General features: G+C 61.6%; 14 protein-coding genes and 2 pseudogenes. 8 read left to right on the top strand and 8 right to left on the bottom strand.

The window, feature by feature from the left end; all coding sequences use genetic code 11:
- Nucleotides 1–34: 34 nt before the first annotated feature.
- From ABIB24_RS01225 to ABIB24_RS01215, 3 genes are all read right to left on the bottom strand, one after another.
- Nucleotides 35–1,339, bottom strand: coding sequence for a CitMHS family transporter (locus ABIB24_RS01225; protein WP_025339495.1), 1,305 nt, complete (start codon nt 1,337–1,339; stop codon nt 35–37).
- Nucleotides 1,340–1,462: 123 nt separating this feature from the next.
- Nucleotides 1,463–2,776: a C4-dicarboxylate transporter DctA gene (dctA, locus tag ABIB24_RS01220; protein WP_025339496.1), complete on the bottom strand. Its 1,314-nt coding sequence runs from the start codon at nt 2,774–2,776 to the stop codon at nt 1,463–1,465.
- A 73-nt stretch (nt 2,777–2,849) separates the two neighbouring features.
- The gene (locus ABIB24_RS01215) at nt 2,850–3,929 is read right to left on the bottom strand and encodes a 4-oxalomesaconate tautomerase (protein WP_354315993.1); all 1,080 of its coding nucleotides are present in this window, start codon (nt 3,927–3,929) and stop codon (nt 2,850–2,852) included.
- A gap of 147 nt (nt 3,930–4,076) precedes the next feature.
- Between ABIB24_RS01215 and ABIB24_RS01210 the strand changes: the two genes are divergently transcribed.
- A complete protein-coding gene (locus tag ABIB24_RS01210; RefSeq protein WP_013972231.1) occupies nt 4,077–4,970 on the top strand; it encodes a LysR family transcriptional regulator in 894 nt (297 codons plus the stop codon).
- Nucleotides 4,971–5,030: 60 nt separating this feature from the next.
- Here the strand turns inward: ABIB24_RS01210 and tcuB are convergent, their stop codons facing one another.
- The 3 genes from tcuB to ABIB24_RS01195 all read right to left on the bottom strand — a co-directional run bounded on the left by tcuB (nt 5,031) and on the right by ABIB24_RS01195 (nt 8,716).
- Nucleotides 5,031–6,212 carry a tricarballylate utilization 4Fe-4S protein TcuB gene (tcuB, locus tag ABIB24_RS01205; protein ID WP_354315992.1) on the bottom strand — a complete coding sequence of 394 codons (1,182 nt, stop codon included), beginning with the start codon at nt 6,210–6,212 and terminating at the stop codon, nt 5,031–5,033.
- Complete coding sequence (tcuA, locus tag ABIB24_RS01200) at nt 6,193–7,647, bottom strand: FAD-dependent tricarballylate dehydrogenase TcuA (protein ID WP_274078449.1); 1,455 nt, start codon at nt 7,645–7,647, stop codon at nt 6,193–6,195. Before tcuA ends, tcuB begins: the two co-directional genes overlap by 20 nt.
- A 148-nt stretch (nt 7,648–7,795) precedes the next feature.
- Entirely contained in the window at nt 7,796–8,716 is a 921-nt protein-coding gene (locus ABIB24_RS01195; RefSeq protein ID WP_274078450.1) for a LysR family transcriptional regulator, read from the bottom strand.
- A gap of 384 nt (nt 8,717–9,100) precedes the next feature.
- Here ABIB24_RS01195 and ABIB24_RS01190 point away from each other — a divergent pair, with 384 nt between their 5' ends.
- The 5 genes from ABIB24_RS01190 to arsJ all read left to right on the top strand — a co-directional run bounded on the left by ABIB24_RS01190 (nt 9,101) and on the right by arsJ (nt 13,614).
- Complete coding sequence (locus ABIB24_RS01190; RefSeq protein WP_075045497.1) at nt 9,101–9,457, top strand: metalloregulator ArsR/SmtB family transcription factor; 357 nt, start codon at nt 9,101–9,103, stop codon at nt 9,455–9,457.
- 113 nt (nt 9,458–9,570) lie between these two features.
- Entirely contained in the window at nt 9,571–10,632 is a 1,062-nt protein-coding gene (gene arsB, locus ABIB24_RS01185; RefSeq protein ID WP_075045498.1) for an ACR3 family arsenite efflux transporter, read from the top strand.
- Between the two features lie 4 nt (nt 10,633–10,636).
- Entirely contained in the window at nt 10,637–11,353 is a 717-nt protein-coding gene (arsH, locus tag ABIB24_RS01180) for an arsenical resistance protein ArsH (RefSeq protein ID WP_354315991.1), read from the top strand.
- Nucleotides 11,354–11,376: 23 nt separating this feature from the next.
- The gene (locus tag ABIB24_RS01175) at nt 11,377–12,381 is read left to right on the top strand and encodes an ArsJ-associated glyceraldehyde-3-phosphate dehydrogenase (protein WP_354315990.1); all 1,005 of its coding nucleotides are present in this window, start codon (nt 11,377–11,379) and stop codon (nt 12,379–12,381) included.
- Between the two features lie 9 nt (nt 12,382–12,390).
- Nucleotides 12,391–13,614 (top strand): organoarsenical effux MFS transporter ArsJ, encoded by a 1,224-nt coding sequence (arsJ, locus tag ABIB24_RS01170; RefSeq protein WP_354315989.1) that lies wholly within the window; start codon nt 12,391–12,393, stop codon nt 13,612–13,614.
- A gap of 124 nt (nt 13,615–13,738) precedes the next feature.
- On the opposite strand, the pseudogene ABIB24_RS01165 reads toward arsJ, so the two are convergent.
- Nucleotides 13,739–13,870 (bottom strand): annotated as a pseudogene (locus ABIB24_RS01165) (zinc-binding dehydrogenase); the annotation flags it as partial.
- On the opposite strand from ABIB24_RS01165, the pseudogene ABIB24_RS01160 reads away from it, so the two are divergent.
- Nucleotides 13,868–14,449 (top strand): annotated as a pseudogene (locus ABIB24_RS01160) (substrate binding domain-containing protein); the annotation flags it as partial. The pseudogenes ABIB24_RS01165 and ABIB24_RS01160 overlap by 3 nt on opposite strands.
- 99 nt (nt 14,450–14,548) lie before the next feature.
- On the opposite strand, the gene ABIB24_RS01155 reads toward ABIB24_RS01160, so the two are convergent.
- The gene (locus tag ABIB24_RS01155; RefSeq protein ID WP_013972220.1) at nt 14,549–15,400 is read right to left on the bottom strand and encodes a LysR family transcriptional regulator; all 852 of its coding nucleotides are present in this window, start codon (nt 15,398–15,400) and stop codon (nt 14,549–14,551) included.
- Nucleotides 15,401–15,510: 110 nt separating this feature from the next.
- Here ABIB24_RS01155 and ABIB24_RS01150 point away from each other — a divergent pair, with 110 nt between their 5' ends.
- Entirely contained in the window at nt 15,511–15,891 is a 381-nt protein-coding gene (locus ABIB24_RS01150) for a cupin domain-containing protein (protein ID WP_003256754.1), read from the top strand.
- The last annotated feature ends 28 nt before the right edge of the window (nt 15,892–15,919 follow it).

Here is a 15,919-nt window from a genome sequence, read left to right as displayed (position 1 = left end):
GGATGAGGTGGGCGCCAGCAGCGCCCGAGGCAGATCAGACGAAGAAGGACAAGGCACCTGTGACCAAGGCCAGTGCGGTGATGACCAATGATGTCAGCACCGCCCATTTCACGGTGGCCTTCTGGAAGTCACCGATGTCGCGATCGACCATGCCCACCAGCAGCAAGGTCGAGGCCACCAGCGGGCTCATCAGGTGCACCGGCTGCCCCAGCACCGAGGCGCGGGCGATTTCAACCGGGTCGATGCCGTAGGCGGCCGCAGCGTTGGCAAGGATCGGCACCACGCCAAAGTAGTAAGCGTCGTTGGACAGTACGAAGGTCAGCGGCATGCTGGTCAGCGCCACCACCAGCGGGAACCAGTGGCTCCAAGCCTCGGGAATCCAGTCGACCAGGGTCTGCGCCAGTGCATCGACCATCTTGGTGCCCGAGAAGATCCCCGCGAAGATGCCTGCGGCGAATACCAGCAGTACCACGGTCATGGCGTTGCCGGAGTGGGCGAGGATGCGCTCTTTCTGCAGATCCAGTTGCGGGTAGTTGATCATCAGCGCTGCGACGAAACCGATCATGAACAACAGAGCGGAGTGCATGACGCCCATCACCAGCGCCGTCATGACGGCAATCACCAGCACCAGGTTCACATACGCCAGGCGTGGGCGCTTGTGCGGGTTGTCGCCGAGGATTTCCTTGATGTAGCAGTTGCCGCCACCCGACTCCAGGGCGATGTTGCCGATGCGTCGGCGCTCGGCACGGCCCAGCAGGAAGGCGGTGAACACCACCCAGGCCGCACCGCCGATCACGGTCGGCAGCATCGGGATGAAGTACTCGGTCGCATCCAGCCCGAGCGCGGCAATGGCCCGGGTGGCCGGCCCACCCCAAGGGCTCATGCCACTCATGATGCTCAACGACAGCATGGATACCGTGGCCAGGATCATCGGGTTCATGCCGATGCGCTTGTACAGCGGCAGCATGGCCGCGCAGGTAATCATGTAGGTGGTGGTGCCGTCACCGTCGAGCGCCACCAGCAGCGACAGCAGCGCGGTACCGATGGCGATCTTGACCGGGTCGCCATTGACGCGTTTGAGAATCTTGCGGATCAGCGGGTCGAACAGGCCGGCATCGATCATCAGGCCGAAGAACAGGATGGCGAACAGCAACAGCGCTGCCGAGGGCGCCACCATTTTCAAGCCATCGAGCATCATCTTGCCCAGTTCAGGTGCGAAGCCACCGATCACAGCGAAGACAATGGGTACCACGGTGAGCGCAACGATTGGCGACAGGCGTTTGCTCATGATCAGGTAGGTGAAGGTCACCACCATGATCAGGCCCAGGAGTGCGAGCATGGTCTTTTCTCTTGTTTTTATTCTATTGCGGCCATCGGCAAGGCAGACGGCCCCCTACCCCACTCGGCATCGCCAGGATGCTGAGTGGGATTTTAAGTCAACAATGGGAGATGGAAGAGGCTTTCAGCTGTGATGCCGAGGCTCGGCAGACCAGTCGGCCTGCGCAATATCCGCCTCGTCCGGTGCAGCCGGAATGCCGTTCAGGCGGCGCAGCAAGGTTTCCCGTTCACAGGCATTCTCCGACAGCGAGATGACCACGGTGGCTACGGCGTTGCTGGCCAGGCTGGTCAGGGCACGCGCCTCGGACATGAAGCGATCGATGCCGATCAGCAAGGCAAGCCCTGCCAACGGAATGTCGTGAATCACGGTCAAGGTCGAAGCCAGTGCAACGAAGCCACTACCGGTCACACCCGCTGCGCCTTTTGACGACAACAGCATGATCGCCAGCATCGTCACCGTCTGGCCCAGGCTCAGGTCGATGTTGCAGGCTTGAGCGATGAAGACTGCCGCCAACGACAGGTAGATGGCTGTACCGTCGAGGTTGAAGGAGTAACCGGTTGGCAATACCAACCCGACCACGCCCTTCTTGCAGCCCAATTTCTCCAGTTTCTCCAGCATGCGCGGCAGCACGGGCTCGGTGGACGAAGTGCCGAGCACCACCAGAAACTCCTCGCGGAAATAGCGCAGCAGCTTCCACAGGCTGAAGCCGTGAGCACGGCAGATACCACCGAGCACCACCAGCACAAAGAACGCACAGGCGATGTAGAGCGTACCGACCAGCTTGGCCAGTGCCCCCAGGGACGTCACGCCGTACTGCCCGACGGTAAAGGCCAGCGCACCGAAGGCGCCGACCGGGGCGAAGCGCATCAGGTAGCCAAAGATGCGAAACACCATGGTCGAGGCAGATTCCAGCACATCGAGTACCGGCTTGCCCTTCTCGCCCATGGACGACAGGGCAAAACCGCTGAGCACCGCGATGAACAGCACCGGCAACACTTCGCCCTTGTTGAACGCCCCGATGAAGGTGTCGGGAATGATGTGCATGAAGAAGTCGACCACGCTGAGCTTTGCCGCAGACGCGGCGTACTGGCCGAGCCCCGCGGTGCTTAGCGTGGCGGGGTCGATGTTCATGCCGACACCTGGGCGGAACAGGTAAACAGCTGCCAGGCCGATCATCAGGCTGATGACGGTCAATACCAGGAACAGCAGCAAGGTCTTGCTCATCAAACGCCCGAGGGAGCGCTTGTCGGTCATCCCGGCGATACCGGTGACGATGGTGCAGAAGACCACCGGCGCGATCATCATCTTGATCAGCTTGATGAACGCATCACCCAGGGGCTTGAGCGCAACGGCCTGTTGCGCCCAGAAGTGACCGACCACCACGCCCAGCAGGACGGCGCAGAGGATCTGGAAGTACAGCGATTTGGCGAGTCTCATGAGGCATCACCCATTGTTGAAATTGTGCGGATGCGCTTGTTGCGAATGTACAGGTCTGGACTACCGCCTGGGCCTACCCCGCCAACCTGCGGAATGTAGGCGCGTAAACGAAGCCTGAGAACAGCCGCCGGGCGGTTCGCACCACAGAGGCCTGAATCGTCTTGCCATCGGCGCCGCTGCGTGACAGCGCGACATCGATACCGCCGCTTGGGTGTTCCAGGCGTACCTCGGCCAGTTGCTCGGCGCCCTCGCCCAGCAGTTCGCCGATCACCGTACCCGGGCTGACGCAGGCAGTCGCCAGCCCTATCGCTCCGGTGATGGCCAAGGCACGGTGGCAGTTGTGCGGCATGAAGTAGCGGACCTGCAACGTGCCGTCATAGCGGGGCTTGGACACCAGCACAGGCTTGGGGATGACCATGCCGCTGACATCGCCCAGGCCCATGGCCTTGCCGGCTTTCAGCCGCAACGCCTCGAGGCGCTCGAGCAATTCGCCGTTGGCGTCGAGTTCGGCCGGGGATTCCGAGCCGGTGACGCCCAGTTGGCTGGCCTCCACCACCATCATCGGCATGGCCATGTCGATGCAGGTGACCGCAACGCCGTCGATCACATCCTTGGCCTTGCCGGTCGGGAACAGCTTGCCGGTCTTGCTGCCGACCGCATCGAGGAAGGTCAGGTGCACCGGAGCGGCAGTGCCCGGTACGCCATCGATCGCCGTGCGGCCTTCATAGCGCACGATGCCGCCGGGGGTTTCCACCAGCGAATTGACGAAAGTGCCGGTGTTGAGGTTGCGAATACGCACCAGCGTCTTGCCGTCCTGGCCTTTGACAAGCCCTTGCTCGATGGCGAACGGGCCAACGGCGCACAGCATGTTGCCGCAGTTGGGCGCGGTATCAACCCGGCGCTGGGCGACCATGACCTGCACGAACAGGTAGTCGACGTCGGCGTCGCCATGCAGCGAGGGGCTGACAATCGCTACCTTGCTGGTCTGCGGGCTACCGCCACCGATGCCGTCGATTTCCAGTTCATGCCCGGAACCCATCAGGTTGATCAGCAATTCGTCGCGTTCGACCACATTGGCAGGAAGGTCCCATGCGTGGAAAAAGGGGCCCTTGGAGGTGCCACCGCGCATGAGTACGCAAGGAATTCGTTGCATGATTTCGCACTCTTGTTGATCAATGGACATCATTGATGCTGTGGACAAAAGATTGACAGGGATGGATAAATCAATCCAATGCAAATATCGTAGCCATTATTGCGATTCAAGCATCAATTCAGAACCGACTGCCAAGAGCGATCCGAGATGGAATATGAGCTGCAAGACATACGATCTTTCGTGAAAATCGCCGAACTCGGCAGCTTCCACGAAGCCGCAGAAGCGTTGCACCTGTCGCAGCCCGCCTTGAGCCGGCGGATCAAGAAGCTCGAGGAAGGCTTGGGCACTTCGTTGCTGGAACGCACTACTCGTCGCGTCAGCCTGACCAGCGTCGGGCGTGACTTCCTGCCCAAGGCAAGGCGCCTGCTGGATGACTTCGAAGACTCGATCCTGAGCATTCGCGAACTCGCAGAACGACAGACCGGTCAGGTAACCCTCGCCTGTATTCCGACTGCAGCGTTCTATTTCCTGCCGTCGGTGATCCGTGACTACAACGAGCAATACCCCAAGATCCGCATTCGTCTGCTGGACCTCAGTGCCAACGACGGGCTCGAAGCCGTGCTGCGCGGTGAAGCCGATTTCGGCATCAACATGATGAGCGGCCAGCACCCGGACATCGAGTTCGTCTCCCTGGTACAGGAACATTTCGTCCTGGCCTGCCGCAGGGACCACAAGCTGGCGAACCGTGAAGCCGTCACCTGGACAGAACTGGCCGACTACCGCCTGATCGGCGTAGGCCGGCTTAGCGGTAACCGGATGCTGCTGGACCATGCCCTGTCCGGGCTCAACCTGCGGCCCAAGTGGTTCTACGAGGTTCAGCACCTGTCCACTTCGCTGGGCATGGTCGAGGCCGGGCTGGGCGTGTCGGCCATGCCCAGCCTGGCCATGCCCAGCGCCGACCACCCGACGCTGGTCAGCGTGCCGCTGATCGAACCCCAGGTAACCCGTACCCTTGGTTTGGTCTACCGCAGAGGGGCGTCGCTGTCGCCGGCAGCGGAGAAGTTCGTGTCGATCCTGCTGGACAAGTGGCCCAACCGCTGAACGAAATGCCTTGCTTCCGGCTCGGCACGGCGCAGGGGAAATACAGGCTGAGTTCATGGTTCACTCCCCGCCCAGGCCCAGCTTGTTGGGCCGGCGCTTCTCGATTGCAAACTTGAGCAGTGCCGCGCTGCGGAACAGGCCATGGGCAAACTTGCCATAGGGCAGCGTGATGAACAGCGCCATCACCGTCCCCAGGTGAAGCGCCAGCACGACCGCCATTGCTGCGGTATCACGCAGCCCCAGCAGGGCAAGGCCTGTGGCGCTGACCAACAGCAGAAGCAGGATGAAGGCCCGATCCATGGGGCGCTGGGCCACATCGCCCTGCTCCGGCGCCCTGCGCAGGTTCAGCGCCAGCAACCCGGCAGGCCCGACAATCAAGCCAATTCCGCCCAGGGTTCCGAGCAACACCGGTGCGCTCAGCAGCGGGTACGGCGCCTGCTGGCCCAGCAGATAGTGATACCCGGTGGCGACCACCGTGGCGGCAAAGCACAGCATGAAGCCGTAGAAGGTGAAGTGATGGAAGCGACGGCGCCAGAGCGTGTAGCGATCATCGGCGTTGTTGCAACCTTGGCCGTGCCCACCGTCCAGGTATTTCAGGGTCAACGCCGCGCTTGATGCCTCAAGCACAGCCCCTTTTGCCGGTTGCGCCAGCGCCTCGGCAGGCGAGACCGAACGCCAGAAGCGACGTACCGCCACCGCCAGAGCCAAGCCTGCAGCGACAAAGACGCTACCGAACATCAGCGCCAGGGTGTTGTGCGGGAAGACCGCATAGAAATTCCCAGCCAACCGCCCGGGCAGCAGCGTGCCGTTGACGAACAAGGTCAGCAGCAGGAACAGCGACAAGGCTACGGCCAATGCACTGGCGACATAGGTGCCGTTGTGCCTGTACAGCCGCCCGAAGAGGGCCGGCCAGGCGTACTCGGCGTATGTCTGCCCGCGCACCTTGGCCATCGCCTGGGGCACGTTGACCGCGAATTCGTGGGGCTGCGCGTACTGGCAGGCATGCAGGCAGGCGCCGCAGTTGTGGCACAGGTTGGCCAGGTAATGGATATCGGCCTTGCCGAACTCCAGCCTGCGGGTCATCGCCGGGAAAACGGCGCAAAAGCCCTCGCAGTAACGGCAGGCATTGCAGATCCGCATTTGCCGGTCCACTTCCTGCTCCTCGACGTTCAACACCGGGATCAGTTCGAGGGCCGGCCCGGCGGTGTCAGGCTGGCGTGGCTCAGGCAGTTGCGCAGTCATGGCTCTTCTCTTTTTCTGGATGTTCGTAACCCGCCGCCGCAGCAGCGCTGGTTCCGGCGATACGGCCGAAGGCGGTGCCGATGGACATGCCGACGCCTGCGGTGTAGCCCTTGCCCAGTACATTGCCCGCCATCATTTCACCGGCAACGAACAGGTTCGGGCTGGGACGCCCGTCGAAATGAACGGCGGCGGTTTCATCGGTGCGCAGCCCCAGGTAGGTGAAAGTCACGCCAGGGCGCAGCGGGTAGCCGTAGTAGGGGGGCGTATCGATCGGGCGCGCCCAGTGGCTTTTCACCGGTTCCAGGCCAACGGTGTGGCAGTCGTCCAGCCGTGTGTGGTCGAAAGTGCCCACCTGGCAGGCTCGGTTGTAGGCATGTACGGTTTCGAGGAAGGCCTGCACAGGCAAACCGAGCAGGCCGGCCAACGCCTCAAGGCTATCGGCGGTGGCGCCCGGGAAAACCGGTGGCATGAAGCGCCCGAGGGCTTTCCGGTCGATGATCGAAAACCCGACCTGCCCTGGCTGATGCGCCACCAGGCGCCCCCAGATGGCATAGCGCTTGGGCCAGAAATCCTCGCCTTCATCGTAGAAGCGCTGGCCGTCGCGGTTGACCACCACGCCCAGCGACACACAATCGATGCGCGTGCAGATGCCGCCGTCGTATAGCGGTGCGCGGGCATCGATCGCCACCATATGTGCCTGGGTCGGGTCGCCAATCGTGTCGGCGCCCTGTTCGATCATGCGGCGCAACAGCACACCATCATTGAAACGCGTACCACGGATAAGGAAGTTGTCCGAAGGCCACTCCCCTCGCTCGTTCTGCCCCCACGCCTCGCGCAACCATTGGCGGTTGGACTCGAAACCACCGGCGGCAAGCACACAGGTACGCGCCTCGATGCGCTCGGCGGGCAGGTGTCGCCCCTGAACCTCGCGCGCAGGCACATGGGCCGCAACGAAGCGTCCGTCCTGCAGTTCTATGTCGGCTACGGGGGTGTCGTAGCGTATCTGTACGCCAAGGTTTTCGGCGCTGCGGAAGTAGGCATTGACCAGCGCCTTGCCGCCGCCCATGAAGAAGGCATTGGTCCGTGCGGTGTGCAGCGCACCTGACAATGAGGGCTGGAAATGCACGCCATGCCGGCGCATCCACCCACGGCAGCTGGAGGATGCGCGAATCACCAGGCGCGCAAGCTTTTCGTTGGTCTGGCCACCAGTGACCTTCAGCAGGTCCTGCCAGAACTCCTCTTCCGGGTACGCCTCGAGCAGTACGTCCTGGGGGCCATCATGCATGCACCGCAGGTTACGCGTGTGTTGTGAGTTGCCACCACGCCAGGCGCGGGGTGCGGCCTCGAGCAGCAGCACGCTGGCTCCGGCCTCTCGCGCCATCAGCGCGGCACAGAGGGCGGCATTGCCCCCTCCGATGACTAGCACATCGATCATTTCGCCTCCAGATCACGAAGAGCCGAATGTTCGGCTGCTCCTCGTGACCGGGGACTTTAATGAGCGCCCGCAGACCGCGAAACGCGATGGTCGGGGGGAGGCATTCAGTTTTTCTAAAGGGTCGGAGCAAGCGCCCTCGGCGCCTGGGTCAAAGCAGCCGTGCGCCTGGCCATCGGCCCTGCTCCACCTGCTCCCGGGCAACGTCCTGCAGTACGATCCGCGTCGCCAGCGCCGCCGGTGAGAGCTCGTCATCAGTCAGGCTGACAATCACATTGCGACGCTGCGCCAGGGCTTCGTCGACAGCAAACACGCGCAGGCCCGCCTGATGCGCACGGGCCACCGTCGCGCCGGGCTGGATGGTGGCGGCATGGCCCGCACACACGCAATCCATCAACAGCGACAAACCATCGACTTCCATGACGATGCTGGCCTCCAGCCCTGCCCGCTCGAAAATCGAGCGCAACGTCGTTCGCAGACCGTGTTGCGTGCTTGGCATAACCAACGGCAGCGTCGCGATCTGTTGCAACGTGAGCGACTCGCCCCAGCCGTCCTTGACCAGTGGCGCGGGAACCAGCACGAACAGCCGCTCCGTCAGAAGCGCCCGTACCTCCAGCCGCGGCCCCGTCTCTGCCTGGAACAGCACCGCCAGGTCGAGGTGCCGGGCATTGAGTTGGTTCATCAGATAACCAGACAGCATTTCCACCAGGTGCAACCGGATGTCGGGATAGCGTTCGCGCATCCTGTCGATCAACGCCAAGCCAAGGATCGAGGCAGTGGTCGGGGCCAGCCCCACGCTGGCATAGCCGCTCATGCGGCCGCTCTGTGCTGCCAGCACAGCATGCTCCGCCTGGCGAAGCGCCAGGCGCGCATGGTATTCGAAGGCCAGCCCGGCCGCCGTCGGCGCGACGCCGGTGCTCGAACGTGTCAAAAGTCGGGTACACAGCTCGCTCTCCAGCTTGGACAGCTGTTGGCTCAATGCCGAGGCGCCGACCCCAAGTTCGACCGCAGCCCTGCCAAGGCTGCCGTACTCCAGAACACTCAGGAAATAGCGAAGCTGACGTAATTCCATGCGAATCTCTTTCAACGATGGGGGCGGGCCTGGAGCATGTTAAACGTATTTGCACGGCCTTGATCGACAGAACGCTACCGTACCTTATCAAGTTGACAGGGACCCTGTAGGAGCGGCCTTGTGTCGCGAAAGGGCTGCAAAGCAGCCCCAGCAATTTCAACTGTTGCGCATCAAACCTGGGGCCGCTTTGCAGCCCTTTCGCGACACAAGGCCGCTCCTACAGGGATCGCGCCAGCTTTGGGAATTGAGCAAGGCCGTTGCTTTCACAAGGTGCGCAGAACAGATCCGGCGGCCTTGCAATACATTCGAAAATCCGTATATTCGAAAAAACATATACAGTGAATACCCCGCCATAGGCACCAACTGCCCGCACCGAGAACACCCATGACTGACTCGCTGACCCCGACCCAGGTCTTCAAATGCCTCGCCGACGAGAACCGCATTCGGATGATGCTGCTGATCACTCGTGAGGAAGAGCTGTGCGTCTGTGAACTGATCTGCGCCCTGGAAGAAAGCCAACCCAAGGTTTCTCGCCACCTCGCACAACTGCGCACCTGCGGCCTGCTTGAAGACCGCAGGCAGGGCCAATGGGTTTACTACCGCCTGCATCCAGAGCTGCCCGCCTGGGTACGCGATGTCCTGGTAACCACGCTGGAAGCCAATCGCGAATGGTTGAGCACCAGCGCCAAACGACTGGACACCATGGGTGACCGCCCTCAGCGCGTCGCTGCCTGCTGCTGACCACTGCCGAGAAAAAGGCATTTCTCGCATTGCCTTTCGAACAACCGGATGCCGCCCGGCTCAAGGCCGAGCTGGCGATCATCGGAACGCTCTGACGTTCAGGGAGATACACCATGAGCAAAAGCCGGCTTTCATTCCTCGACCGCTACCTGACGGTCTGGATCTTCCTGGCCATGGGCCTGGGGATTGCTCTCGGCAGCCTGTTCCAGGGGTTGCCAGCGTGGCTGCACAGTCTGTCGGTGGGCTCGACGAACATTCCCATCGCAATCGGCCTGATCGTCATGATGTACCCGCCATTGGCGAAGGTGAAATACGAGGAGTTGCCACAGGTCTTCAAGGACAAGCGCATCCTCGCCCTGTCGCTGATCCAGAACTGGGTGATCGGCCCGGTGCTGATGTTCGGGCTGGCAGTAGTGTTCCTTTCCGACAAGCCCGAGTACATGACCGGCCTGATACTCATCGGCCTGGCGCGTTGCATCGCCATGGTGCTGGTATGGAACCAGATCGCCGGCGGCAATAACCAGTACGTGGCCGGCCTGGTCGCCTTCAACAGCATTTTCCAGATCCTGTTCTTCAGCGTGTACGCCTGGATCTTCCTGGGCCTGCTGCCGCCACTGTTCGGCCTGGAAGGTAGCGTCATCGAGACCAGCTTCCTCGATATAGCCCAATCGGTGCTGATCTACCTGGGTATCCCGTTCCTGGCCGGTTTCCTGACCCGCAAGACCCTGATCAGCCGTAAAGGCGCCACCTGGTACCAGGAGCACTTCATTCCGAAAATCAGCCCGCTGACCCTCGTGGCGTTGCTGCTGACCATCGTTGCCATGTTCAGCCTGAAAGGCGACATGGTGCTGCAACTGCCGCTGGACGTGCTGCGCATTGCCATCCCGCTGACCATCTATTTCGTGGTGATGTTCTTCATCAGCTTCTGGATGGGCAAGCTGCTGGAGGCCGACTACCCCCGCACCACTGCGCTGGCCTTCACTGCGGCAAGCAACAACTTCGAACTGGCCATTGCGGTGGCCATCGCCACCTTCGGCCTCGCCTCGCCGGTCGCGTTTGCCACCGTCATCGGGCCCTTGGTGGAAGTGCCGGTACTGATCTCGCTGGTTGGCGTGGCCTGGTGGCTCAAGCGTCGCTGGTTCGATCAGCCATCGGGTGCCTTTTCCCAGGAGTGAAACCATGACCGAACACCCCATTCCCAACATCGACAACGACCTGGTCGATCTGCCGACAGCCGAGAAACTGGCGATCGCGCAGCAGTCCACCCACAAGCCTCGCATCCTGCTGCTGTACGGCTCGACCCGCGAACGCTCCTTCAGCCGCCTGCTGACCGAAGAAGCCGCCCGCCTGCTGGAGCACTTCGGTGCCGAGACGCGAATCTTCAACCCGTCCGGCCTGCCATTGGCGGATGACGCGCCGGATGACCATCCGATGGTCAAGGAGTTGCACGACCTGGTGCTGTGGTCGGAAGGCATGGTCTGGTGCTCCCCGGAACGTCATGGCGCGATGACTGGTGTGTTCAAGTCGCAGATCGACTGGATCCCCCTGAGCATGGGCGCCGTACGGCCGACCCAGGGCAAGACCCTCGCGGTCATGCAGGTATGCGGCGGTTCGCAGTCGTTCAACGTGGTCAACCAGTTGCGCGTGCTTGGCCGCTGGATGCGCATGTTCACCATCCCCAACCAGTCGTCCGTGCCCAAGGCCTACCTGGAGTTCGACGAAACGGGCCGCATGAAACCGTCCCCGTACTACGACCGTGTCGTCGATGTCATGGAAGAGCTGGTGAAGTTCACCCTGCTGTTGCGCGACCGCGCCGACTACCTCGTCGACCGCTACTCCGAGCGCAAGGAGTCGGCCGAGGAACTTTCCAGGCGTGTCAATCAACGATCCATCTGAAGTCACAACTCGAGAACAAGACCATGGCAATCAAAGTAGGCATCAATGGGTTTGGCCGTATCGGTCGCCTGGCGCTGCGCGCGTCCTGGGGCTGGCCGGAATTCGAATTCGTCCAGATCAATGACCCGGCCGGCGACTCCGAGACCCACGCCCACCTGATCAACTTCGATTCGGTCCACGGCCGCTGGCAGCGTGAAGCCGGGGCAGAAGGCGACTCGGTGGTGATCGAGGGCAAGCGCATCAAGGTCACCGCGAACAAGAACATCGCGGACACCGACTGGTCGGGCTGCGACCTGGTCATCGAGGCCAGCGGCAAGATGAAGTCGGTAGCGGTGCTGCAGGCCTATCTGGATCAGGGCGTCAAGCGCGTGGTGGTCTGCGCTCCGGTGAAGGAGAAAGGCGCGCTGAACGTGGTGATGGGCGTCAACCAGCACCTGTTCGACCCGGCGCAGCACCGTATCGTCACCGCCGCTTCCTGCACCACCAATTGCCTGGCCCCGGTGGTCAAGGTAATTCACGAGCACCTGGGCATCCGCCACGGCTCGATCACCACCATCCACGACCTGACCAATACCCAGAGCATCCTCGATACGCCGCACAAGGACCTGCGTCGCGCCCGTGCCTCGGGCATGAGCCTGATCCCGACCACCACGGGTTCGGCCACCGCAATCGCCGAGATCTTCCCTGAGCTGCGCGGCAAGCTGAATGGTCACGCTGTGCGTGTACCGCTGGCCAACGCCTCGCTCACCGACTGCGTGTTCGAGGTGGAGCGTGAGACGACGGTTGACGAGGTCAATGCGCTGCTGAAAGCCGCTGCCGAAGGGCCGCTCAAGGACATCCTGGGCTACGAAGAACGCCCTCTGGTGTCCATCGACTACCGCACCGATCCACGGTCTTCGATCATCGACGCGCTGTCCACCATGGTGGTCAATGGCACCCAGGTGAAGATCTACGCCTGGTACGACAACGAGTGGGGCTACGCCAACCGTGCAGCTGAACTGGCACGCTTGGTCGGCACGGCGGAGTAACCGGCGATCATGAAGGCGTTGTCAGCCCTGTCTGCACAAGTGCGTCAGTACCTGCTGGTTACCGGCAACTACTGGGCCTTCACCCTCACCGACGGTGCGTTGCGCATGTTGGTGGTACTGCACTTCCATACGTTGGGCTACACGCCGCTGCAGATCGCGGCGCTGTTCCTGTTCTATGAGGTGTTCGGCGTGCTCACCAACCTGGTGGGCGGCTACCTCGGCGCCCGCCTGGGGCTCAACCGCAGCATGAACATCGGCCTGGGCATGCAGGTGCTGGCCTTGCTGATGCTCACGGTGCCGGCAGCCTGGCTGACAGTGCCCTGGGTGATGGCGGCACAGGCGCTGTCCGGCATCGCCAAGGACCTGAACAAGATGAGCGCCAAGAGCTCCATCAAGCTTCTGGTGCCGGATAGCCAGCAAGGCACCCTCTACAAGTGGGTAGCCATCCTCACGGGCTCGAAAAATGCACTCAAGGGAGTGGGCTTCTTCCTCGGCGGAGCGCTGCTCGCACTGCTCGGGTTTACCTTGGCGGTGCTGGCCATGGCGACGGTACTGGCATTGATCTGGGTCGGCAGCCTGATCCTGCTGAAGAAGGACCTGGGCAAGGCCAAGGCCAAGCCGAAGTTCCGCGACATGCTGTCCAAGAGCCGGGCCATCAACATTCTTTCGGCCGCACGGCTGTTTCTCTTTGGCGCCCGTGACGTCTGGTTCGTCGTGGCTTTGCCGGTGTACCTGAGCACGGCTTTTGGCTGGGACTTCTGGCTAGTCGGCGGCTTCCTGGCTGCATGGATAATCGGCTACGGCATCGTCCAGTCGCTTGCCCCCCACATCACTGGCAAGAAACGCGGCCAGGTGCCCGACGGTCGCGCGGCTTTCATCTGGGCGATCGCCCTTGCCGGGCTGCCGGCGCTCATCGCCGTGGGCCTGTCGGCAGGCTGGTCGGCCCAGGTGATGGTGCTTGGCGGGCTGATGCTGTTCGGCGTGCTGTTCGCCGTGAATTCGTCACTGCATAGCTACCTGATCGTCAGCTATGCCAAGGAAGACGGGGTATCGCTGGATGTGGGCTTCTACTACATGTCCAACGCGCTAGGGCGGCTGGTCGGTACGCTGCTTTCCGGCTGGGTATTCCAGGCTTACGGGTTGGAGGCCTGCCTGTGGATCTCCACAGTATTTGTTCTGCTGGCAGCACTGATATCGTGTGCATTGCCAAAGCATGCCAGCGATTGCAATTGACCCACTCAGCGTGTGCCATAGAATCGCGTCCCCCGAAATCTGCTCTCCAGCACGACAAAGTCAGGGGGCCGCTCGATAAAGCGGCCCCCATCGGCGGATACCATGGCGTTCAACGTTCTCGGTTCTATTCGCTCAACAACTGGATGATTGTCTTGCCCTTGGCGCGGCCTTCTGCGACCTGGCGGAAGGCGTCGTTTACCTCGTCCAGTGCGAACCGTTGCCGATCCACCCGGATCGTCAGTTGCCCCGCATCTGCCCGCCTCTGATCGGGACTTTTCTGCAGCGCTATCCCGATGTGCGGCTTGACCTCCGGCTGAACGATCACAACGAAGACCTGCTCATGGAGGACATAGATGTGGCGATCCGGATAGGCGTAGTGAAAAACGAGGGCCTGGTGGCGGTACCGCTCGGCAACACCCTGCGGCAGGTATACGCCTCGCCTGCCTATCTGGAACGCCACGGCCTGCCACTGGAGCCTGGCGAACTGGCAAACCACAACTGCATCGGCTTCACGTTGCTGGAGCAATACGATCGCTGGCGCTTCACACGGGGGTCGGACGCGTTCGATATCGCCATCACAGGCAACGTCACCAGCAACAGCAGCGAGGCCATTCGGGAAATGGTGCTGTGCGGTTTGGGCATCTCCCTCTCCCCACAATGGCTTTTCAAAGCAGACGTTGAACGCGGCAGCGTGCTAAGCGTGCTTGACGATTACAAAGCCACGGCACTGCCCGTCAGCGCGGTGTTCAGCCGCGAGCGGCGACATTCGGCACGGGCGATGGCCTTCATCGACTTTCTGCGCGAGCACCTGCACGGTCTTGCGCAAGAGCCGTAGGCCTGCGTCAGTCGGGTGCACAGGCGTGGAGCAACGTCAACAAACAATCTGGCACTGCTCATTTGGACCGGCTTCGCAGTGATGAGAAACGCAGCCGTCTCAGCGCTTGAAATGTTCCCGGATAATGTCCGCGAGGCCAGAAACGGAACGACTGGCATCCTCGACCGTCTGCAACCGCACGGCGAACGCGGGCAGTGTTGGTAACCCACATTCAGGTGCAGCCAGGCTGATATCTTCAGGAACGAGACTTTGCAGCCATGGCGTAACCGCCAGCCCGTTGCGAACCATGGTCAACGTGGTATCGACCGACGCATTTTCAAATACCACCTTTGCCACGATACCTGCTTCGCCAAGACACCGGAAAACGGTGTCGCGAAAGGCGCAATTCGCCGTCAGGAAGCACAGAGCCAATGGGCGCCGTGCCGATGCAGTCTCGTTGCCCAGCCACACCAGCTGATCAACAGCCAGGCGTTCGCCCAACTCGACATCAACCGGGCCTTGGCTGAGCACCAGATCGAGTTCGCCCGTGGCGAACACCTGGTCGAGGTCCACGGACGAAGCACTGAAGATCTTTACCTCGGCCTTGGGGAAGGCATCACCGAACGCCTTCAGCACGGGAGCAAGCGGCGCGCCGGCCATATCGAACGGGAGCCCGAGACGCACCGGGGCGTCTGATTCCCTGGCCCCGACACTGGCGCAAAATGCATCATGCATCCGCAGCAGGCGACGAGCGTCAGGCAACAACGACCTCCCCTGCCAGGTCAGGCTACTGCCTTGAGTGTCACGCATCAGCAATGGGCAGCCGAGGAATGCCTCCAACCGCTTGATTCGCTGGCTGACAGCCCCTTGTGTCAGGTGCAGGCCTACCGATGCAACACTCATGCTTCCGGTATCCGCCACTTCGACAAAGGCCCTGAGCAGCGCCAGATCAAGGGTGTGGTTCTTGTTCATGCCAGGCCATTAGCAGTGTTAATACCGGTATTGTAATTCGTCGATACGCAAAAGCCACGCGCCGCTCTAGATTGCAAGCCTCAGACTGACTTGCAGAAGGAAGTACGCGCATGATCAACACGGTGGACAGCATCAACCTGCAACATGAACTGGATACGCTGACCGGATACTGGAAGCCCAAGGTCATCGGCCGCGTCAACAACCATTTCATCAAGATTGCGAAATTGAAAGGCGCGTTCGTCTGGCATGCCCATGAACATGAAGACGAAATGTTTACGGTGGTCTCTGGCACGCTTCGCATCGAGCTCGAAAGCCGCACCATTGTCCTGAACGCAGGAGAATTCTGCGTGATTCCAAAGCAAATGCGACACCGGCCGATTGCCGAGGAAGAATGTGCGGTCATGCTGATCGAAACGGATACCACCCTCCACACCGGTGCAGAGACTTCATCACTCACGGTTTCGATAGAGGAGCAGTTATATCCGGCGTAACTCAGTCAACCGCGGTTCACGCCTTCAG

This window comes from Pseudomonas sp. UYEF17 (assembly GCF_040546125.1).
Lineage (GTDB): Bacteria > Pseudomonadota > Gammaproteobacteria > Pseudomonadales > Pseudomonadaceae > Aquipseudomonas > Aquipseudomonas putida_Z.
Note: the sequence above shows the minus strand (reverse complement) of the source record. Positions and strands in the feature narration are given on the sequence as shown.